The sequence below is a fragment of the Streptomyces sp. CA-243310 genome, assembly GCF_050936775.1.
Taxonomy (GTDB): Bacteria; Actinomycetota; Actinomycetes; order Streptomycetales; family Streptomycetaceae; genus Streptomyces.
In genome coordinates this window covers 76,737-96,716 of record NZ_JBNJMF010000001.1, presented here as the reverse complement: position 1 = coordinate 96,716, position 19,980 = coordinate 76,737, and the positions used below count along the sequence as shown (strand labels likewise).

At 72.8% G+C, this 19,980-nt stretch carries 18 protein-coding genes; 14 read left to right on the top strand and 4 right to left on the bottom strand.

Going from position 1 to position 19,980, the window contains the following annotated elements:
• The first annotated feature begins 11 nt into the window (after positions 1-11).
• The 5 genes from pyrE to ACQEVM_RS00480 all read left to right on the top strand — a co-directional run bounded on the left by pyrE (position 12) and on the right by ACQEVM_RS00480 (position 5,615).
• A complete protein-coding gene (gene pyrE / locus ACQEVM_RS00500; RefSeq protein ID WP_267797289.1) occupies positions 12-551 on the top strand; it encodes an orotate phosphoribosyltransferase in 540 nt (179 codons plus the stop codon).
• 329 nt (positions 552-880) lie between these two features.
• Positions 881-1,903 carry a class II fructose-bisphosphate aldolase gene (gene fbaA, locus ACQEVM_RS00495; RefSeq protein ID WP_433073271.1) on the top strand — a complete coding sequence of 341 codons (1,023 nt, stop codon included), beginning with the start codon at positions 881-883 and terminating at the stop codon, positions 1,901-1,903.
• A gap of 194 nt (positions 1,904-2,097) precedes the next feature.
• Positions 2,098-2,832, top strand: coding sequence for a ScbR family autoregulator-binding transcription factor (locus tag ACQEVM_RS00490; RefSeq protein ID WP_433073268.1), 735 nt, complete (start codon positions 2,098-2,100; stop codon positions 2,830-2,832).
• An 84-nt stretch (positions 2,833-2,916) separates the two neighbouring features.
• Positions 2,917-3,606 carry an AfsR/SARP family transcriptional regulator gene (locus ACQEVM_RS00485; RefSeq protein WP_433073265.1) on the top strand — a complete coding sequence of 230 codons (690 nt, stop codon included), beginning with the start codon at positions 2,917-2,919 and terminating at the stop codon, positions 3,604-3,606.
• A gap of 86 nt (positions 3,607-3,692) precedes the next feature.
• Entirely contained in the window at positions 3,693-5,615 is a 1,923-nt protein-coding gene (locus tag ACQEVM_RS00480) for a helix-turn-helix domain-containing protein (protein ID WP_433073262.1), read from the top strand.
• Between the two features lie 162 nt (positions 5,616-5,777).
• Here ACQEVM_RS00480 and ACQEVM_RS00475 read toward each other — a convergent pair whose 3' ends face one another.
• Positions 5,778-6,950 (bottom strand): IS701 family transposase, encoded by a 1,173-nt coding sequence (locus ACQEVM_RS00475; RefSeq protein ID WP_433073259.1) that lies wholly within the window; start codon positions 6,948-6,950, stop codon positions 5,778-5,780.
• Positions 6,951-7,095: 145 nt separating this feature from the next.
• Here ACQEVM_RS00475 and ACQEVM_RS00470 point away from each other — a divergent pair, with 145 nt between their 5' ends.
• The 6 genes from ACQEVM_RS00470 (at position 7,096) to ACQEVM_RS00445 (ending at position 12,864) form a co-directional block, all read left to right on the top strand.
• Entirely contained in the window at positions 7,096-7,509 is a 414-nt protein-coding gene (locus ACQEVM_RS00470) for a DUF3151 domain-containing protein (RefSeq protein WP_053676967.1), read from the top strand.
• Between the two features lie 128 nt (positions 7,510-7,637).
• Positions 7,638-8,483: a tryptophan 2,3-dioxygenase family protein gene (locus tag ACQEVM_RS00465; protein WP_053676966.1), complete on the top strand. Its 846-nt coding sequence runs from the start codon at positions 7,638-7,640 to the stop codon at positions 8,481-8,483.
• On the top strand, positions 8,476-9,708 hold the full coding sequence (kynU, locus tag ACQEVM_RS00460) for a kynureninase (RefSeq protein WP_433073254.1): 1,233 nt from the start codon (positions 8,476-8,478) through the stop codon (positions 9,706-9,708). The genes ACQEVM_RS00465 and kynU overlap by 8 nt, the downstream gene beginning before the upstream one ends.
• A 197-nt stretch (positions 9,709-9,905) precedes the next feature.
• Complete coding sequence (locus ACQEVM_RS00455) at positions 9,906-10,787, top strand: alpha/beta hydrolase (protein ID WP_433073251.1); 882 nt, start codon at positions 9,906-9,908, stop codon at positions 10,785-10,787.
• 105 nt (positions 10,788-10,892) lie between these two features.
• Entirely contained in the window at positions 10,893-11,459 is a 567-nt protein-coding gene (locus ACQEVM_RS00450) for a DinB family protein (RefSeq protein ID WP_433073248.1), read from the top strand.
• Positions 11,460-11,553: 94 nt separating this feature from the next.
• A complete protein-coding gene (locus ACQEVM_RS00445; protein WP_433073245.1) occupies positions 11,554-12,864 on the top strand; it encodes a glycosyl hydrolase family 18 protein in 1,311 nt (436 codons plus the stop codon).
• 432 nt (positions 12,865-13,296) lie between these two features.
• On the opposite strand, the gene ACQEVM_RS00440 is transcribed toward ACQEVM_RS00445, so the two are convergent.
• Positions 13,297-14,580, bottom strand: coding sequence for an adenylosuccinate synthase (locus ACQEVM_RS00440; RefSeq protein ID WP_433073242.1), 1,284 nt, complete (start codon positions 14,578-14,580; stop codon positions 13,297-13,299).
• A 184-nt stretch (positions 14,581-14,764) separates the two neighbouring features.
• Between ACQEVM_RS00440 and ACQEVM_RS00435 the strand changes: the two genes are divergently transcribed.
• A complete protein-coding gene (locus ACQEVM_RS00435; RefSeq protein WP_433079738.1) occupies positions 14,765-15,568 on the top strand; it encodes a diacylglycerol kinase in 804 nt (267 codons plus the stop codon).
• 224 nt (positions 15,569-15,792) lie between these two features.
• On the opposite strand, the gene ACQEVM_RS00430 is transcribed toward ACQEVM_RS00435, so the two are convergent.
• Entirely contained in the window at positions 15,793-16,485 is a 693-nt protein-coding gene (locus tag ACQEVM_RS00430) for an alpha/beta hydrolase (RefSeq protein ID WP_433073239.1), read from the bottom strand.
• Positions 16,486-16,742: 257 nt separating this feature from the next.
• Positions 16,743-17,225, bottom strand: a complete 483-nt coding sequence (locus ACQEVM_RS00425) for a GbsR/MarR family transcriptional regulator (RefSeq protein ID WP_433073236.1) — start codon at positions 17,223-17,225, stop codon at positions 16,743-16,745.
• A 72-nt stretch (positions 17,226-17,297) separates the two neighbouring features.
• On the opposite strand from ACQEVM_RS00425, the gene ACQEVM_RS00420 reads away from it, so the two are divergent.
• A complete protein-coding gene (locus ACQEVM_RS00420) occupies positions 17,298-18,203 on the top strand; it encodes an ABC transporter ATP-binding protein (RefSeq protein WP_433073233.1) in 906 nt (301 codons plus the stop codon).
• A 122-nt stretch (positions 18,204-18,325) separates the two neighbouring features.
• Positions 18,326-19,951 (top strand): ABC transporter permease, encoded by a 1,626-nt coding sequence (locus ACQEVM_RS00415; RefSeq protein WP_433073230.1) that lies wholly within the window; start codon positions 18,326-18,328, stop codon positions 19,949-19,951.
• Positions 19,952-19,980: the final 29 nt, after the last annotated feature.

Sequence of the window (19,980 nt, the reverse complement as noted above, 5' to 3'; positions counted from 1 at the left end):
AGCTCGACGCCATGAGTGACGTACGGGATGCGCTTCTGCAGCAGATCAAGGACAAGGCCGTCGTGCACGGCAAGGTGACCCTCTCCTCCGGGCGGGAAGCCGACTACTACATCGACCTCCGCCGGATCACCCTCGACGGCGAGGCCGCCCCGCTGGTCGGTCAGGTCATGCTCGACCTGACCGCCGACCTCGTCTTCGACTGCGTCGGCGGCCTCACGCTGGGCGCCGACCCGGTCGCGACCTCGATGCTGCACGCCTCCGCCGCGCGCGGCGGGTGCCTGGACGCCTTCGTCGTGCGCAAGGCGCAGAAGGCGCACGGCATGCAGCGCCGCATCGAGGGCACCGACGTCAAGGGCAAGCGCTGCCTGGTCGTGGAGGACACCTCGACCACCGGCGGTTCCCCGCTGACCGCCGTGGAGGCGGTCCGCGAGGCCGGCGGTGAGGTCGTCGCCGTCGCCACCATCGTGGACCGGGGCGCTGCCGACGCCATCGCCGAGGCGGGCCTGCCCTACCTCACCGGTTACCGCCTCGAGGACCTCGGCCTCTCCTAGGCCCTGTCGTCTCCCTCGGATCCTGCCCGGACCCGGATCGGGCGTCGGGCGTCTCACCAGGCGGTCCCCGGGGTCGGGCGCGGCCAGCTTCCGGCCGGCCCGACCCTGTGGGGGTTAAGGTCGCCGAAGGCGCCTGGTCGCGCTCTGACCTGCTCTTTCGTGGCCGGGCGGAATGTTTCACGTGAAACGTCCCGCCCGGTTTTCACATGTGGCGTGGCCGGCGGGGTGGAGTGTCGCGCGGAGTCTGGAAGGATGGGGTCGACGATGACGTCGCCCCCAGGTCAGGGCCCGCAATAAGCACACTCCCCGCACATCCAAGGAGCGGACAGATGCCCATCGCAACCCCCGAGGTCTACAACGAGATGCTCGACCGGGCGAAGGCAGGAAAATTCGCCTACCCGGCCATCAACGTGACCTCGTCCCAGACCCTGCACGCTGCCCTGCGCGGCTTCGCGGAGGCCGAGAGCGACGGCATCATCCAGATCTCCACCGGTGGTGCGGAGTTCCTGGGTGGCCAGCACAACAAGGACATGGTCACCGGCGCGGTCGCCCTGGCCGAGTTCGCGCACATCGTCGCCGCCAAGTACGACATCACCGTCGCGCTGCACACCGACCACTGCCCCAAGGACAAGCTGGACGGCTATGTCCGCCCGCTGATCGACATCTCCGCCGAGCGCGTGGCCCGCGGCCTGAACCCGCTCTTCCAGTCGCACATGTGGGACGGCTCCGCCGAGACCCTGGCCGACAACCTGGCCATCGGCCAGGAGCTGCTCGCCAAGGCCGTCGCCGCGAAGATCATCCTTGAGGTCGAGATCACCCCGACCGGCGGCGAGGAGGACGGCGTCAGCCACGAGATCAACGACGAGCTGTACACCACCGTCGACGACGCGATCCGGACCGCCGAGGCCCTGGGCCTGGGCGAGAAGGGCCGCTACCTGCTGGCCGCCAGCTTCGGCAACGTGCACGGCGTGTACAAGCCGGGCAACGTGGTCCTGCGCCCCGAGCTCCTCAAGGACCTCCAGGCCGGCGTCGGAGAGAAGTACGGCAAGTCCTCGCCGTTCGACTTCGTCTTCCACGGTGGTTCGGGCTCCACCGCCGAGGAGATCGCCACCGCGCTGGAGAACGGCGTCGTGAAGATGAACCTCGACACCGACACCCAGTACGCCTTCACCCGCCCCGTCGTGGACCACATGTTCCGCAACTACGACGCGGTGCTGAAGGTCGACGGCGAGGTCGGCACGAAGTCCAAGTACGACCCCCGCACCTGGGGCAAGGCCGCCGAGGCGGGCATGGCCACGCGCGTCGCGGAGGCGTGCACCAACCTGCGTTCCACCGGTACCCGGCTGAAGTAGTCCGGCCCGTACCCGGTAGAGGGGTTCGTCGGTCCCACGGGGGCCGGCGGGCCCCTTTCGCGTGTGCCCGTCGCACCGGGACCGGGCGGAGGTGACATACGCCGGTGGACTGCCGCCCGGCCATGGTGTGGAATCTACCCACAGGAACGTACCCGCGGTTATGTAATGGCGGTGGGGCAGGAGAGGCGGCAGCCATGAGGACGGAACGACCCCAGGTCAAGCAGGAACGGGCGGTCCGTACCCGCCAGGCCATCCTGCAGGCGGCGGCGGTGGTGTTCGAGGAGCACGGCTACGAGGCGGCGAAGCTCTCCGACATCGTCAACATCGCCAAGGTCACCAAGGGCGCCCTCTACTTCCACTTCGACTCGAAGGACGACCTGGCGCAGGCCGTCGTGGACGCGCAGAACCAGGGTCAGCCGCAGGCCCTCCCCCAGAGCCACAAGGTGCAGGAGTTCATCGACATGGGGATGATCTTCGCCCACCAGCTCCGGCACGACGTGCTGATGCGGGCCAGCGCACGGCTCACCCTGGACTGGGCCGGTCGCGAACTCGACCAGGCGGCGCCGTACACGGCGTGGATCGAGCTGCACACGGAGGTGCTGGCGGAGGCGAAACGGCGCGGCGAACTCCTGCCGGACGTGGATCCGGTGGTTCCCTCGCGGCTGGTGGTGGGCTCGTTCGCCGGACTGAACAGGATGGCCTGGACGCTCGGCCTCGACCTGGACCCCCAGGCCTCGGAGATGTACAGCCACATCCTCCCGAGCATGGTGGTCCCGGCCCTGGCGATCCGGCTGGACACCGCCCCGGGGCGGGGCGCCCGCGCGCTGTACGGTCCGCACGGCCGACACGAGTGTCTGGCCGACTGCCCCACGGGCGCACCGCCCGCAGTGGTCGAGAGCGAAGGGCGGGGGGAGCCGGTGACGGCCTGACCCCCTTCACACGCTCTCCCCAACCGGCCTCTTCCCAAAAAGATCCTTCCGGGTATTATTTTTCATCGGACCCGGGGGGGATACGTGGACATCGAGCTGCTCGGAAAGCTGCGCGTCAGCGAGAACGGTGTGCCCGTCACGGCGCCCACGCCGGAGTCCCGTCACCTGTTGGCCGCCCTTGCCGCCTGCCCCGACCGCGTCGTGCCGATCCGTGTGCTCGCCGACGAGTTGGCCCACCGCACGCCGACCGCGAACGCCCGGTCCGTCCTGCTCACCGCCGTGCGTCTGCTGCGCGAACGGTTCGCCCGGGCCCAGGCGGTCGGGTCGGTGCGCGATGCCCGGACGGTGCTGTGCGCGCGGTCCGGCGGGTATGTTCTCGACACCGGCGGCGGCCGATCGGACGCCCAGGAGTTCGAACGGGAGGCGGGCGCCGGCTATCGCGCCATGAGCCGGGGCGACTTCGAACAGGCGGCCCGCAGGCTGCGCCGCGCCCTCGACCTCTGGACCGGCCCCGCCCTCGCCGGCATCGACGTGGGCCCCTGGCTGGCCGGCCGCGTCGCCGTCCTGGACGCCGACCGGCGAGCCGTGCTCGGACAGTGGGTCGAGGCCGAACTGTTCCTCGGGCGGGACCGGGAACTGCGCCTGGAACTCGCCGGACTGCGCGGCGGACACGAACGGTCCGGCGGCGCCTACCTGGCCGCCCTGCTTCGCGCCGAGCGACGCGTCGAGGCACTGCGCGCGCCCCGCCCGGTCCCGCGGCTCAGCCTCGCCTGACCCGGCCACCGCTTGACCCCCCGTCACCCGGAACCTAGGTTCGAGTTCCGGACAGAGAAGCGCTGGTCGGACGGGGGAGGGGCAGGATGCCTGGAGACGGGGGCGGCTCGCTGGCCGTACTGGAACTGCTCGTCGCGGAGGCCCCGCAGAGCGCCTACGACGCCCTGCTGCTCGACGCCCGCGAAGCCGGCGCCGACGGCGAGGAACTCGCCCGGCTCACCCGCGCGGTGGACCTGTCCCGCTCGGTGCGCAGGAACGCGAGGCGCCGCGAGCAGCGGGAGGCCGCGCTCACCGCCCTGGTCGACACCGCGCACGACCTGACCTCGCCCTACGACATCGACGGCCTGCTGCGGCTGATCACCCGCCGGGCCCGCCGGCTCCTCGGCTTCGACATGGCCTGGCTGTCACTGAGCCGCCCCGACGGCTCCGCCTACGTACGGACCTCCGAGGGCGAGACCACCGCCCTGAACGTCGGCCTCGAACTCGGTACCGGCCGCGGCCTGGGCAGCATCGCCCAGGACCGCCGCTCCCCGGTCTGGAGCGCCGACTACCTGAACGACGACGCCATCGTGCACGCCCCCGGCATCGACGCCGTGGTCCGCGCCGAGGGGTTGCACGCGATCATCGCGGTCCCGCTCCGGCTCGGGGACTCCACCCTCGGCGCGCTCTACGGGGCCGACCGCGCCGTACGGCGGTTCGGGCCCGACGAGATCGGCATGCTGCTCTCCCTCGCCGACCTGGCGGCCGTCGCCATCGAGAAGGCCCGGCTGCTGGAGCAGACCCGGGACGAGGTGCACGAACTGGAGGTCTTCGGTTCCCGCACCAACACCGCGCTCACCCGCGTCCGTTACCTCTGGGAGTGTCACGCCCGGCTGGCCGGCCTGGTCCTGGACGGCGCCGGACTGCCCACCCTGGCGCGGGCCACCGCCGACGCCCTGGACGGAGTGCTCCAGGTGCGTGACCCGGGCGGACGGCCGTTGACCGTCACCGGCGAACTCCCCGACCTGGACGAGGCGGCGGTCACCAAGGCCGCGCTCCAGGCGCTGACCGACCGGCGCCCCGTGGGCCTGCCCGGCGACGTGTGGTTGGCGCCCGTGCTGGCCGGCGCCGAGGACCTCGGAGTGCTGCTGCTCAGCGCGTCCGCGCCGCTGGTGGAGGAGGACGTACGGCTGTTGCAGCTGGCCGCCCAGTCGGTGGCCTCCCTGATGCTCATCCAGCGCGGTACGGCCGCCGCCGAGGGGCCCGTGCACGAGGAACTCCTGGCCGACCTGCTGGAACGGCCCCACTCCGTCGGCCTGCACCTGCCGGACCGCACCCGCCGCCTCGGCCTCGACCTGGACCGGCCGCACGTGGTCGTGGTGGCCCGACCGGAGGGCGGGGAACTGGGCAAGGCCGTCGCCTGGGCGTCCTCGTACGCGTACCGGATGGGCGGGCTGAAAGGGGTCCGCCGGGGCTGCATCGTGTTGGTCCTCCCGGGCACGGACGCCTCGGCCGCCGCGCACCGGGCCTCCGGCGAACTGTCCCCACTGCTCGGCCACGCCGTGTCCACCGGCGCTGCCGGACCCGCGGCCGGGCCGGGGGAAGTGGCCCGGGTGTACGCGGAGGCGGTGCGCTGCCTGGACGCGCTGACCGCGCTCGACGGGGCCGGGGGTACGGCCTCCCTGCGTGAACTGGGCTTCCTCGGGCTGCTGTTGTCCGCCGACCACGATGTGGAGGCGTTCATCGCCTCGACGATCGGGCCGGTCCTGGAGTACGACACCGACCGCCTCACCGACCTGACCCGCACGCTGGACGCGTACTTCGCCTCGGGCGGCAGCCCGACTCACGCGGCGGAGGAACTCCACGTGCACCCGAACACGGTGTCGCGCCGCCTGGAGCGCATCGCCGAACTCCTCGGCGAGGGATGGCAGAAGCCCGCGCAGGCCCTGGAGATCCAGATGGCGCTGCGGCTGCGCAAGGCGCGCGCGGTGCTTGACGCTCGGCGGTCGAGTGGGCGCGGGGACGCGTAGGGCTCCGCAGGTTGCTCCGAGGTCAGGGTCGGGTGGGGTGCGGCGCCGTCGCGGCGAGCGGTCCCGGCTGCGCCGTGCTTTCGGGGCTCCGCCCCGGACCCCGTGCGGCGAACGCCGGCGCGGCTGGATGGAGCCGGGGCGGGCCCGGTGGGGGTGTGGTCGTCAGCAGGGGGACGGGCAGCGGGGGCGGGGGGTGGGTCTGGTCGTGGGGGTGGCCGGCGGGGTCGCGCGGGGTGGGGTCAGGGCGCCCGCCTGCCACAGGGCCGCGTGGGCGACCGAGGCCAGGGTCACGTGCCGGTGCCAGCCCGCCGGGGAACGCCCGGTGAAGTCCCGCAATCCCACCCGCCCCAGGGAGGTCCCGGCGGCCCGGGAGACCCGCCCCGTCTCCTTCGTCAACCGCAACAGCACCGCAGGCGCGGCCCGCGTCAGGTCCGTCACCCACGCCTGCACCGGCTGCCGCCGCGCGTCCGTCCACTCCCCGAACAGGAGCATCTCCCGCCCGGCGAACAGCACCCGTACCCCCGCGACCAGGGAACTCCGTCGCGCCCCCGGCCGGTCCGGGTCCGCCCACTCCAGCGGCGCGCGCAGCCCCCGTACGCTCTGCAGGACCTCCCGCGCCGTCATCGGCACCGCCCCGGAGGCCGCCGGCCGAGCGTCCGCCAGGACCATCCGCGCCCCGGCGCCGACCCGTGCCACCAGCGGCACCCGGGCCTGCGCGAACCGGCTCACCGTGGCGCGGGTCGCGATGTCGGGCACGTCCAGGACGACCGGCCGCACGCCCCCGTCCGCACTCCGCGCGACCTCCGTCACCCCCGCGAGCGCGCAGCCCTCGTACGACTCGTCGGGGTCGCCCTCCCGGTGCATCCGCCATCCCACCGGCGTGGCCACGCCCCCCGAGGTGAACCACGTCCCGAAGGCCTGCTGGCCCTGGAACATCTGGCCCTGGTACGGGTCGAAACGGTTGCCCACGCCCACCGAGTGCTCTCCGCCCCGGGGGATCGCCATCGGCTGGACCACCCACGCGTTCAGCGGTGCGGCCCGGATCAGGTACCGCGTCAGCGCGGCGCGGATCGGCTGCCACTCCCAGGTGGAGCCGGCGATGAAGTGGTGCAGGGCCTGTTCCTCGGCGGGCCCGCCGACCCCGGTCTGGTGCGCCATGTTGCGGATCGACTTGCGGCCCTCGACCGTGATCAGTCCCCGTACGTACTGACGTCCCCGCTCCCGCTGGTCCCGCCGCCGGAGCGACGGGAACACCGCGCCGCACAGCTCCTCGACGGCCTCGTCCAGCCGTTCGCGCCGTGCGCCGCCGGCGCCCGTGCCGGTGCCGATGTCCACGACACTCCCCCTTCGTCGATGCCCCCCTACCGTCTGCCCGGGACCCCCTTCGCGGGGAGGTGTGCCGGGCACCCCCCTTCGCCCCGGCATGGTGGGCACCCCACCACCACCCCCGCGGCCGGGGCCGATGCCCCAGACTGGGCGCATGTCGATTCACCAGAACCTGCTCGGGGGCCCCGCCCCCACCCACCTGCCCGACGAGCCCGCGCCCCGCGAGGCCCTCGCCGCCGGCACGCCCGCCGCCGAGGTGGCCGCCGCCCACCCGACGTCCTCGCTGGCCTGGGCCACCCTCGCCGACGACGCCTTCGCCGCCGGCAACACCATCGAGTCGTACGCGTACGCCCGGACGGGCTACCACCGCGGCCTCGACGCGCTGCGCCGCGCCGGCTGGAAGGGCCACGGCCCGGTGCCGTGGGAGCACGAGCCGAACCGGGGCTTCCTGCGCGCCCTGAACGCCCTGGCCCGCGCGGCCGGCGCGATCGACGAGAAGGCCGAGTGGGAGCGCTGCTCGACCTTCCTGCGCGACTCCTCGCCGACGGCGGCGGACACGCTCGCGTAACAGCCGGGCGGACTGCCCTAGAGGGGTTCCGGATCTCCTGCTTATGATGCGAGCAGGGGACCGGGGCTCCACTCACCCAAACGGAAGGAGCGGACCGCTACCCGGAAGCACGTGTCGAGGAGACAGAAATGTCGCAAGCCCTTGATGCCTCCGGAGCCGGTTCGGACACCCCGAACCTCGACTTCGCCGGCACCACCCCCTACGAGGACTACGTCCAGGCGGACGTCCTCACCCACCTCCAGCACCTCCGCTCGGACGACCCCGGCGAGATGGTCTTCCTGGTGACGACCCAGGTCATGGAGCTGTGGTTCACGGTCATCGTCCACGAGTGGGAGACGGCCGCGAAGGCGCTCCGCGAGGACCGGATCCCCGTCGCCATGGACGCGCTGAAACGATCCCTCCGTGAGCTGGAGGCCCTGAACTCCTCCTGGCGCCCGCTGGCGCAGCTCACCCCCGGACAGTTCAACGCCTACCGCGCGGCTCTCGGCGAGGGTTCCGGTTTCCAGTCCGCGATGTACCGCCGCATGGAGTTCCTGCTCGGCGACAAGGCCGCGTCGATGCTGGTCCCGCACCGGGGCGCGCCGCGCGTCCACGGCGAACTGGAGAAGGCCCTCCACGAGCCCGGCCTGTACGACGAGGTGCTGCGCCTCCTCGCCCGCCGCGGCTTCGCCATTCCCGACTCGGTCCTCACCCGCGACCTGTCGAAGCGCTACGAGCCGTCCCCCGAGGTCGAGGCCGTCTGGACGGCCCTGTACGCCGACCCGGACGCCCACCACGACCTGCACCGGCTCGGCGAGGTCCTGACCGACGTCGCGGAACTCGTCTGGCGGTGGCGCAACGACCACCTGGTGGCGACCCGCCGCGCGATGGGCGCGAAGACCGGCACGGGCGGCTCCGCCGGTGTGACCTGGCTGGAGAAGCGCGCCCAGAAGAACGTGTTCCCCGAGCTGTGGACGGCGCGCAGCCATGTCTGAGTCGATACCCGCGACCGCCGAGTCGCCCGCAGACCTGCCGGCCGACCTGCGGGACCGGGCCGCCGCGCTCGACGCCGCCGACGAGCTCGCCAAGCTCCGCGAGCGCTTCACGCTCCCCGACGGGGTCGTCTACCTCGACGGGAACAGCCTCGGCGCCCTTCCGGCCACCGTGGCGGACACCACCGCGGACGTGGTCCGCCGCCAGTGGGGCGAGCTGCTCATCCGTTCCTGGGACGAGTCCGGCTGGTGGACCGCCCCCGAGCGGATCGGCGACAAGATCGCCCCGGTCGTCGGCGCGGCCCCCGGCCAGGTCACCGTCGGCGACTCGACCAGCGTGAACCTCTTCAAGGCCCTGGTCGGAGCCGCCCGCCTGGCGGCGCCCGGCCGCACCGAGTTGCTCGTCGACGCCGCGACCTTCCCCACCGACGGCTACATCGCCGCCTCGGCCGCCCGGATGACCGGCCTCACGGTCGTCCCGGTCGAGCCGGGGGAGGCCGCCGCCGCGATGGGCCCGGCCACGGCCGTCGTCCTGCTCAACCACGTCGACTACCGCACCGGCCGGCTCCACGACCTGCCCGCCCTCACCGCGGCGGCCCACGCCGTCGGGGCGGTCACCGTCTGGGACCTGTGCCACTCGGCGGGCGCGCTGCCGGTGGACCTCGACGCGCACGCCGTCGACCTCGCCGTCGGCTGCACGTACAAGTACCTCAACGGCGGGCCCGGCGCCCCGGCCTACCTGTACATCGCCGAACGCCACCAGGAGTCCTTCGACTCCCCGCTGCCCGGCTGGAACGGGCACGCGGACCCCTTCGCGATGACCCCGCACTACACGCCGGCGCCGGGTGCGACCCGGGCCCGGGTCGGGACCCCGGACATCCTGTCCATGCTGGCCCTGGAAGCGGCTCTCGACGCCTGGGACGGGGTGCCGGTCGAAGCCGTCCGCGCCAAGTCCCTCGCCCTGACGGACTTCTTCCTCGAATGCGTCGCCGCGTACGTCCCCGAGGGCAAGGTCGAATCCGTCACCCCGACCGAGCACGCCCGGCGGGGCAGCCAGGTCTCGCTGCGCACCGGGAACGCCCGCGAGGTCATGACCGAACTGATCGCCCGCGGCGTCGTCGGGGACTTCCGGGCCCCCGACGTCCTGCGCTTCGGCTTCACCCCGCTCTATGTCGGTTTCGCCGATGCCGAGCGCGCGGCCCGGACACTGGGTCACATTTTCGGGTGACGCGTCGGGGGAGGTGGCGGCGAAACGTCACCTCTCAGGGGGCGTCACAGGCGCGGGCGGAGCCGAGGCTCCGCCCGCGCCCTTTCTGTTCTCGCCCCGCCACGGAACGGCGCGTTCCAGCCTGATACGGTCCCGCTCTGCCGTAACACCGGAACATCTGTCCCCGCTGTCACACGCGTTACCGAGAGGTCGAGCCGATGACGGACCCCGCAGTCGAACGGGACGCCGCCGAGGCCGACTCGGCCTTCTCCCACCCCCCGGTCGCGCCCGACGCCACCGCCGCCTACGGGGAACACCCCGACCAGGTCGTCGACTTCTACGCCCCCCGCACGGACGCCGCCGCCGGCTCCGCCCCGCTCGTCGTCCTCCTGCACGGAGGTGCCTGGCGCGCCCCGTACGACCGCCAACACGTCACCCCCCTCGCGGACTTCCTCGCCCGCCGCGGCTTCGCCGTCGCCAACATCGAGTACCGGCGAGGGAGTTCACTGCCGCACCAGGGCTCCGAGGGCCCCGTCGCGGGGCGGTGGCCCGAGACCTTCGACGACGTCGCGGCGGCCATGGACGCGCTGCCCGGACTGGCGGGCGCGGCGCTCCCGCAGGCGGACGTCCGCAGGATCGTGGTGACGGGGCACTCCGCAGGCGGCCACCTCGCCCTGTGGGCCGCCGCCCGCCACGTCCTGCCGGCAGGGAGCCCGTGGAGGCTGCCGGCCGCGCCGCACCTGCGCGGCGTGGTGGCACTGGCCCCCATCGCGGACTTCACGGTCGCGGAGGAACTCGGGGTGTGCGGCGGGGCGTCCGCCCAACTTCTGGGTGGCGCCGACGAGTTCTGGAACGCGCGACGCCCGCACGCCGACCCGGCCGCGCTGCTCCCGACGGGAATCGCCACCGCGCTGGTCCAGGGCCGCGACGACATCGTGGTGCCGGAGGCCGTCGCGGAGGCCTACGTGGCCGCCGCCGCCCAGGCGGGGGAACTCGTCGGCCTGACCCTGCTCGACGGCGTCGGCCACTTCCCCCTCATCGACCCGGCGGCCGACGCCTGCGCGGTCGTCTCCGAGGAGATCGCGCAACTGGCCTGGTAGCGGCGCGGCACACGGCGAGCCACGAAAGCGGTGTCCCGGGTGTCCCGCCCCTCCCCTCCGCCACCGTGAGAACCCGGTGGCGGACCCGGACCGCCACCGACCACCATGTGCGGCATGAGTGATCAGCCCGAACGATGGACCCAGGCGACCGTGCACCCCGACATGTGGGCCGATCCGGACGACGACCTCCGCAACAACGAGGACAGCCCGGCCGGCGAACTCGGGACGCTGCTCGACTTCCTGACGAACTACCGCATCACCCTGCGGATGAAGTGCGAGGGCCTGGACCCGGGGCAACTGGCCCGGCGCTCGGTCCCGCCGTCGACGATGTCGCTGCTCGGCCTGGTCCGCCACCTCGTGGAAGTCGAACGGGACTGGCGCGGCTGGATCACGGACGGCGACCCGGTGCCGAAGCTCTACGGCGAGAAGGACGCGGACTTCGACGGAGCCGTAGCGGACCGGGCCGTGGTCGACGCGGCGTTCGCCGACCTGGAGCGGGAGCAGGCCGAGACCGACGCCGCTCTGGCCGCGCATCCGGACCTGGGCGCGCGCGTGGGCAGGGAGGGCATCGTGGTGCGGGAGTTGATGGTGCACCGGATCGAGGAGTACGCCCGGCACTGCGGGCACGCCGACCTGCTGCGCGAGTGCGTCGACGGACGCGTGGGCCAGTGACGCGGGCCGACCGCCCGCAGCGGTCGGCCGCCACCACTCCTCTGCCCGACGTGCCGTCGCCCGGTCCGGGGCCGCCGCGCGCCAGGGTCGGGGCATGAAGATCATCCTCGCCACCGCACTGACCGCCGCCCTCGCGGCCGTCACCCTCACCCCGACGGCCGCGGCGACCCCACCGCTGCCCCACCTGGAATCCGAACGCACCGTCTCCGCGTGGCTCCCCTGGTGGAACATCGAGGCCGGCTACCGGGACGCCCTGGCCCACGCCGACCGGCTCCACACGGTCAGCCCGTTCTGGTACGCGACGTCGGCCACGACCTCCACCACGTCCCCGTCCGGAGCCGTGGTCAAGGGCGAGACCGGAGCCGGCGACCGCCGCATCATCGACGGCCTGCACGCCAAGGGACTCAAGGTGGTCCCGACGGTCACCGAGAGCCTGCGCGCCCCCGCCATGGCGGACCTGATGAACGACCCCGCCCGCCGGACCGCGCACGTGGACGACCTCGTGGCCGTCGCCACCGGTCGCTCGTACGACGGCCTCGACCTGGACTACGAGGTGATGACCGAGACGACCGACCCCGCCCTGCGCGAACGGGTCCGTACCGGCTACAACGCGCTGACCACCGAACTCTGCGCCCGCCTGCACGCCCTGGCCAAGAGCTGCGTGGTCACCGTCATGCCCCGCACCCAGGACACCGGCCTGGCCTTCGACCACGCGCACCTCGGCGCCGTCACCGACCGGCTGCGCATCATGGGCTACAACCTCCACAACGCCCTGGAGGCGCCGGGCCCGCTGTCCTCGACGGCCTGGTACGAGGAGTTCCTGACCCACGCCACGGCACACGTGCCCCGCGACAGACTGGAAGTGGCGCTGCCCGCCTACGGATGGGACTGGACGGTGGGCTCCGCGGCCCGCGCCCGCCACGTCACGTCCCTGGAGGCCGAGGCCCTGCGGCGCGACGTCGGCGCCGACTACGCACTCGACCCGGTCTCCGGCACCCCGCACTTCACGTACACGGACGACGAGGGCGAAGAGCACCAGGTCTGGTACCAGGACGCGAAGGGCGCGGCCCGCCACCTGGCCGTCCTGGCGCGCCACGGGGTGCGCGGCGTCGGCCTGTGGGCGCTCGGCTTCGAGGAGCCGCAGCTGTGGGCTGCCCTGGCCGACCGGCCCGCCTCACTGGCACCCGCAGCACCGGAGCGGCAGCGTCGTCGAGCCGGTGCCGCGGCCCGCGTCGACGATCACCTCACCGGCGCGGGGCTCCGCGCACCGGACGACGAGAGCGCGCCGGACGCGCTCGCGGGTCAGCGAGACCACGGCATCGTGGAGACGGCTGGGAGCGAGGCGGCCGAGGGCCGGGGGGAAGGTCATGCCGGGAGTGGGCCGCGAGGTTCCGCCCGGTCTTGAACAAGGTTCCGCCCGGTCTTGAACGAATCGCGCGCGAGCGACGTGATGTCAGGGGGGCTCGGATCGACGGCGGTCGGCCCCGATGACACGGGGCGGGACGGGGACGGAGGCGGAACGGATGGCCGGGTGGGGACTGTTGGTCGAGCAGAACCGCGGCTTCGGCAGCGCGCCCCCGCCCCCGCCTCTTCCCCCGGCACCCGCACCCGCTGCGGAGCGGTGCCCGCGGACCGCCACGTCCCGTCCCGCGCCGCCTCCGAAGCCCTCCGGGCCGCCGACGGCACCCGCCGCCGAGGTGCCGCCCACCCCGTCCCCGTCGGGCCGTGACGACCTGCCGTGAGGACTCCGTACGCATGCCTGCGGTCGCCGGTACGCCGGAGGGCGGGACGCGTCACGCGTCCCGCCCTCCGGTCGGACCTGCCGACGCGCGCGTTCCTACAGGAACGAGTTGATCTGGATCGTCTCGGTGCGGCCGGGGCCGACGCCGATCGCCGAGATCGGGGCGCCCGACATCTCCTCCAGGGCCTTCACGTACGCCTGGGCGTTCTTCGGAAGGTCGGAGAACGTCTGGGCCTTGGTGATGTCCTCGGACCAGCCGGGGAGGTTCTCGTAGATCGGCTTCGCGTGGTGGAAGTCCGTCTGCGAGTACGGCAGCTCCTCGACGCGCTTGCCGTCGATCTCGTACGCGACGCAGACCGGGATCTGCTCCCAGCCGGTGAGCACGTCCAGCTTGGTGAGGAAGAAGTCCGTCAGGCCGTTCACGCGGGTCGCGTAGCGGGCGATCGGGGCGTCGAACCAACCACAGCGGCGGTCACGGCCGGTGGTCACACCGCGCTCGCCACCGATGCGGCGCAGGGCCTCGCCGTCCTCGTCGAACAGCTCCGTCGGGAACGGGCCGGCGCCGACACGGGTCGTGTACGCCTTGAGGATGCCGATGACACGGCTGATCTTCGTCGGGCCGACACCCGCACCGGTGCAGGCGCCACCGGCCGTCGGGTTCGAGGAGGTGACGAAGGGATACGTGCCGTGGTCGACGTCGAGCAGCGTGCCCTGGCCGCCCTCGAAGAGCACGACCTTCTCCTCGTCGAGCGCCTTGTTGATGATGAGGGTGGTGTCGGCGACGTACGGCTTGATCTGCTCCGCGTACTGGAGCATCTCCTCGACGATCTGCGCCGGGTCGATCGCGCGGCGGTTGTACAGCTTCGCGAGGAGCTGGTTCTTGCCCTCCAGCGCCGCTTCGACCTTCTGCGTCAGGATGGACTCGTCGTACAGGTCTTGGACGCGGATGCCGACGCGGTTGATCTTGTCCGCGTAGGTCGGTCCGATGCCGCGGCCGGTCGTACCGATCTTCCGCTTGCCCAGGAAACGCTCGCCGACCTTGTCGAGGGTCACGTTGTACGGCGTGATCAGGTGGGCGTTGCCGCTCAGGAGCAGCTTCGAGGTGTCGATGCCTCGCTCGTTGAGCCCACGCAGCTCGGAGAGGAGCACGGCGGGGTCGACCACGACACCGTTGCCGATGACCGGGGTGCATCCGGGGGAGAGGATTCCGGAAGGGAGAAGGTGCAGTGCATACTTCTGGTCGCCGACGACGACCGTGTGGCCGGCGTTGTTGCCACCCTGATAGCGCACTACATAGTCAACGGATCCACCGAGCAGGTCGGTGGCCTTTCCCTTGCCCTCGTCACCCCACTGAGCTCCGAGCAGCACAAGAGCGGGCACAGGCGTACACCTCTTCCGGATGGGGCATGTCCAAGGTCAGGGGGCGTACGACGATGTACACCGCAGGCTGAGCCGTCGGACCGGTACCCCGGAATAGACGAAGGCCCTGGCGCAATAGCGCAAGGGCCTCTTGCACAAAGATGCTACCCGAGGAAGGACCGAGGTGTCGGCTCCAGAGCCCACCATGAGCCATGCGGGCGCGCCGGTAGGCGGCCTGCTGGTGCTCGTCGACCCGGTCGCCCGCCGTCTCGACGGCGAGTCTGTGCGGATCGCGAAGGATGTGTTGTGTGCCGCGGCACACGCGAAAGTTTCTCTCCCCGACTCTCCGGAGGAGTTCGCGCGGGCGCTGGCCCGCCGGGGTCATCGGCGCCCCGTGATCGTCGGCGACGACCGGGCACTGGTACGCGCGGTGACCCTGCTGCACCGTTCGCGTGACCTCGTCGGCGAGCCCCTGTCACTGATTCCGGTCGGACCGGTCGGCTCCCTCGGACTCGCCCGCTCCCTGGGCGTCCCGCTGTCGGCGGTGATGGCCGCACGCGCGGCCCTCGACGGCATCGTGCGCAAACGGGACCTGCTCGTGGACGACAGCGACGGGGTGGTGCTCGCAGGCCTGCGGATCACGCCGCCGCCGCGCGCCGCGGCGCCGGCCGTACGGAAGTACCGGTCACTGCTGCGCCTCCTGCTGCCGCCCTCGCAGACCCCGCCGGGGCAGGTGCACCGGCTGCGCGTGGAGGTGGACGGAGTGGTGCTGGCCGACGTGGACCACCCCGTGGAGGAGGTCTCGGTGATCACGCGGGAGCCGGGCGGACCCGCGGAGGTCGTGGTGCGGCTGACCGGCAGCCCGACCCGGACACAGCGGGCCACGGCGGTCACGGTCTCCGGGGCGGACTTCCGCTACCGGGCCGACCACGCGGGCGTCACCGGCCCCGTACGGCGACGGACGTGGACGCTCCGTCCCGCAGCGTGGGCGCTGACCCTCCCCAGATGAGGGGGGGCGTCCGCACCGCCCCCGGGGCCCCTCCGGACCTGCTGCGGAGGGTCCCTCGGCGGAGTCCTCGGCGGAGGGGTCCGCGGAGGACTCCGCCGAGGGGGCCGTGGCGCAGCGGGCCTGCTTCGGGGAGCTTCGCGGGGGCGGTCTTCGCGAAGCCGGCCTTCGCGGGGGCGGTCTTCGCGCGGGCGGCCTTCGCGGGGCGGCCTCTCGGAGGGGCCGGGTCAGCCGACCTCCTGGGCCGCCGTCTCGATCAGGTCCGTCACGGGGCCCGGCTGCGAGGCCAACGAGGCGTGGCTTGCGTCCAGCTCGATGGTCTTGCGGGGGTTCAGGCGGGCGGCCATCCGGCGCTCGTTGTCCGGGTGGATCATGCGGTCGGCCGTGGACACCTGGTACCAGGACGGCTTCACCCGCCAGGCGGGCGACGAGACGACGTCCCCGAAGGTCGACGCGATCGGTGCCTTCTGCGTGACCGCCATGACCAGGGCCTCCTCCGTCGACAGGTCCTGCGCGAAGCTCTCGCGGAACTTGTCCCGCTTGATCCACAGGTAGCCGTCCGAGTCCGGGGTGATGTTCGCGAACGCCTCGGGCGGGTTCTCCTGGCTGAGCGATCCGGGGCTCTCCCCGGAGTCCGGGGCGAACGCGGCGACGTAGACCAGTCCGGCCACGTTCGGCAGGTCGCCGGCCTCGGTGATCACCGCGCCCCCGTACGAGTGGCCCACCAGCACCACCGGCCCGGAGATCTGCCGGATCATCCTGCGGGTGCGCTCCGCGTCATCGGCGAGCGAGGTCAGGGGATTCTCCACGGCGTACACGGAGCCGAAGCCGCGGCGGTCGAGTTCGGTGATGACCTTGGCCCAGTGGGCGGCGCCGCCCCAGAAGCCGTGGACCAGGACGATGGCGGGCTTGTCAGCCATGGGTTCCTCTCGGTTCTCGGCGACCCCGGGGCGGGGGCTCGCTGTGCGTCCCCGGGATCCGCTGCCGACCCACGAGGCGCCGGCGGGTGCGGGTGGCGCCCACGCTAGGCAGCCTCCCGACGCCCCGCCACCGCAGCGTCCGCCGCCGGTGACACAGTGTCACCCTGGGTGGTCGTGGTCGTGGTCGTGGTCGTGGCCGTGGCCGTGGCCGTGGCCGTGGTCGTGGTCGTGGTCGTGCGGACAGTGGACTCGGGGCGCTACGGGAGGTCGAGCGTCGCGCGGTGGTCGCGCCAGCGGTCCATCAGGCCGTGCATCTCGTGCTGGAGGAACTCGAAGAACGCCGCCGTCTCGGCGACCCGAGCCCCCGCCGGAGAGCCCGCGCCCAGGCCCGCCGCGCCCTCCCGGAGGGTCTTCTCGAACAGGGTCAGCGCCTGGTCCCGACGGGTGAAGGTCTCGTACCAGAGCTCGTTGTGCAGCACGTACCGGTCGCGCCGGGAGCCCGGTTCGCGCTCCCGGCTGACCATGTTGACCTGGGTCAGGTACGAGACCGCGCCGGACACCGCCGCCGGGCTGATCCGGAGGGCCTCTCCCAGTTCCGCCGAGGTCATCGCCCCGCCGTCGCTCGCCAGCAACTGCGCGAAGACGCGGGACGCCATGCGCTGCATGCCCGCCTCGGTCAGCTGCGCGGCGAACCGCTCCACGAAGCGGGATACCGCTCCCTCGTTCCGTTCCACGCTCATGTCCGCCACCCCTCCGACTTTACGTGATTCGCTATCTTCACAATTTTGTGAACGTAGCGTACGTTCGGAATCATGACGAAGGCAATCAGCGTCGCCGGACTCCACAAGGCGTTCGGCCGCACCCACGCACTGGACGGACTCGACCTCGACGTCACCGCCGGCGAGGTACACGGCTTCCTCGGCCCCAACGGCGCCGGCAAGTCCACCACCATCCGGGTCCTGCTGGGCATGCTGCGGGCCGACTCCGGCACCGCCACGCTGCTCGGCGGCGACCCGTGGGTCGACGCCGTCGCGCTCCACCGCCGCGTCGCCTACGTCCCCGGCGACGTCACCCTGTGGCGCAACCTCTCCGGCGGCGAGGTCATCGACCTCCACGGCCGGCTTCGAGGCGGCCTCGACCGCGCCCGTCGCGCCGAACTGATCGAACGCTTCGAACTCGACCCGACCAAGAAGGGCCGTACGTACTCCAAGGGCAACCGACAGAAGGTCGCCCTCGTCGCCGCCTTCGCGTCCGACGCCGAACTGTTCGTCCTCGACGAGCCCACGTCCGGCCTCGACCCCCTCATGGAGGAGGTCTTCCGGAGCTGCGTCACCGAGGCGCGCGCCGCCGGGCGCACCATCCTGCTGAGCTCGCACCTCCTCGGAGAGGTCGAGACCCTCTGCGACCGGGTCAGCATCATCCGCAGAGGCCGGACGGTCGAGACCGGCACCCTGGCCGAACTCCGGCACCTCACGCGTACGTCCATCAGCGCCGAACTGGCCGCGCCGCCGAACGGCATCGCGGACCTGCCGGGCGTGCACGACGTGGAGGTCCGGGGACTCGCCGTCCGATTGCAGGCGGACACGGACACCTTGGACGCCGTGCTGCGCTCCCTCACCGCGTCCGGGGTGAAGTCGCTGACCGCGACACCCCCGACGCTCGAAGAACTGTTCCTCCGTCACTACAGCGACGACGTCAAGGCGGGCGCACGGTCATGACGAAGCAGACGACGGGACAGGCGTCGGGCCGTGGGGCGGGCGACCGGATGACGGGTGGCCGCGGGGGCGACGGGCGCGTGGGCGACGTGCGCGTGGGTGACGGGCCCGTGACGGGTGCTCGCGTGACGGGTGGTCCTGTGACGGGTACTCGCGTGACGGGTGGTCGCGTCGTGCCGAAGGCCCGATTCGCCGGCACGGGCGGCCTCCTGCGTCTCGCCCTGCGCCGCGACCGGGTGTTGATGCCCGTCTGGATCGCGGTCGTCGCGCTGATGGTGCTGAGCATGCCCGCCTCGCTCGACTCGGTGTACACCACCGCGACCGAAAGGGCCGAGCTGCTCGTCACCATGAACGGCAACGCTTCGCTCCGCGCCCTGTACGGGCCCGTCTTCGGAGACTCGGTCGGCGCCCTGACCGCCTGGAAGGGCGGGGTCTTCGCCGGACTGCTCGCCGGGATCATGAGCCTGGTCGTCGTGGTGCGCCACACCCGCGAGGAGGAGGAGACGGGGCGTCAGGAACTCCTGTCCGCCGCCATGGTCGGGCGCCGGGCCCCGCTCACGGCGGCCCTGCTCGCCGCCCTCGTGGCCAACGGGCTCGTCGTCCTGCTCGTCACCGTCGGCCTCGCCGGGCGCGGGACGGGCGGCGCGCTCGCCCTCGGACTCGCCCTCGGCGCGACGGGGATGCTCTTCGCGGCGTCGGCCGCCGTCGCCGCCCAACTCACCGAGAGCGCGCGGCTCGCGAAGGGACTCACGGGCGCCCTGATCGGCGCCGCCTTCGTGCTGCGCGCGGCGGGCGACGCGGGAACCGCAGCCGGCTCGTCGGCCCTGACCTGGGCGTCACCGCTGGGCTGGCTGGAACTGGTACGGGCCTTCGCCGCCGAACGCTGGTGGGTCCTCGCCCTGTTCGTCGTGGCCACGGGCGCACAGATCGCGGTGGCGTACGCGCTCGCCGACCGCCGGGACCTCGGCATGAGCTTCCTGCCGGCCCGGCCGGGTCCGGCGGAAGGCCGGATCGGCAGCGCCGGGGCGCTGGCCTGGCGGCTCCAACGCGGCGCCCTGGCCGGATGGAGCGTCGGGTTCCTGCTGGTGGGCGTGGTCTTCGGGGGGATGGCGGACGGAGCGGCCGAACTCGTCGGGGACAACGCCAAGACGCGCGAGATCATCGAGCGGATGGGCGGTACGGGCGCGCTCACCGACGCGTTCCTCGCGACGATGGCCGGGATGCTCGGCATGGTCGCCGCCCTCCACATCGTCTCGTCGGTGCTGCGGCTGACCGGCGAGGAGGCGGGGCAACGGGCCGAACCACTGCTGGCGAACGTCGTCGGCAGGCTGCGCTGGGCCGCCGGCCACCTCGCCGTCGCCTTCGGCGGCTCGACCCTGATCCTGCTGCTCGGCGGGCTGGGTCTGGGCATCGGGCACGGCTCGGACATCGTCGGGGCCATGGGCGCCTGCGTGGCACGGTTGCCGGCCGTCTGGGTGATCGGCTCGCTCGCCGTCCTGCTGCACGGCGCCGTGCCCCGGTACGCGGTCGCCGCCTGGGCGGTGGCCGGAACGACGCTGACGCTGGGCTGGGTCGGGCCGGCGCTGAACCTCCCGCAGGCGGTGATGAACCTCTCGCCCTTCGCCCACCTGCCGAAACTCCCCGGCCCCGAGCCGATCGCCTGGGCACCGCTCCTCGGCCTCACCGCCCTGGCGGCGGCGCTGACGGCCGCCGGCCTGACCGCACTGCGCCGCCGGGACATGACGACGTGACGGCCCCACGGGGGTGGAACGACGCGGCG